General features: G+C 61.2%; 1 pseudogene. It reads right to left on the bottom strand.

Features of this window, described 5'->3' with window-relative positions:
* Positions 1-399: pseudogene (locus tag HV796_RS45290) on the bottom strand (integrase); the annotation flags it as partial.
* Positions 400-1012: the final 613 nt, after the last annotated feature.

The following is a 1012-nucleotide window of genomic DNA, read 5'->3' as shown; positions in this document are numbered from 1 at the left end:
ACGTGCAAGCTGGCATGCCGTGGCCCACGGCATCGCGGCTGATGGGCCGTCCGGGAATGTTGCCTGGAAACAGCCAGTCCCGCGGGTGAGCATCGTGCCAGTACGTTCGCAGGATCTCAAGCAGCCTCGGCGAGAGCATGACGTAGCGATCCTTATGGTTCTCCCCTGGCTCACACGGATGACCATGCGCTTGCTGTCGATATTGGTGACCTTCAGATGCACGACTTCTGACACCCGCAGTCCGGCAGCGTGCGCAGTCATCGGGATGGTGCGGTGCTTGAGACTGGCGATCGCCCCAAAGAAGGTGGTGATCTCCTCCAGGCTGAGGATGACTGGCAGTCGAACCGGCTTCCTCGGCAAGGGAAAGTCCTCGTCGCTCCAGTCGCGTTTGAGCGTCACGCGATAGAGAAAGCGCAGTGCGCCGATCGTTGCGCCAAGACTGGCGGGTGCCAGCTTGCGCTCTTCGCGGAGGTAGACGAGCTAGGCCCGGATCTCCTCGGGACCCAGCAGTTCAGGCGAAGGGCGGAAGTGGCGGGCGAAGCGGGATACCTTAATCAGCTAGGATTGCCTGGTATTATCCGCAAGGTTGCGGATCTGCATGTCATGCAACATGCGTTGGCGCAGTGGCGTCATGGCGAGCCTCCTGGAAGCAGTGGACGGAATGCCCAGCTGGGCGTTCACATACTGCTCCTGGCGATATCGCTCATCACCTCGCCGGGGTTCAGCGCCAGATAACCCTCTTCATGGAACGTCAGCCATAGACCTGTGCCCACCTCCCACTACCGCGTCAGCGGTTTAGTGTACGCCCGTGATGGCGGGCCATCTGCAGGGTGAAAGTCCCTGTCGGAGTTGGCCACAGCTCCGTAGCTGAAGGTAACTGCGTCGTCGCGAGGCGGGGTGGGGAGTAACCGGAAGCGAACTGTCGGTCCGTAGGTTAACGAACCTGTTTCGGCGGGGTATGGCGGCGAGCCTGCACTAAAGTGGCGAAGCCTGGAAGTAACACAGCACGCTG

It is taken from the genome of Paraburkholderia humisilvae, from assembly GCF_902859855.1.
Lineage (GTDB): Bacteria > Pseudomonadota > Gammaproteobacteria > Burkholderiales > Burkholderiaceae > Paraburkholderia > Paraburkholderia humisilvae.
Note: the sequence above shows the minus strand (reverse complement) of the source record. Positions and strands in the feature narration are given on the sequence as shown.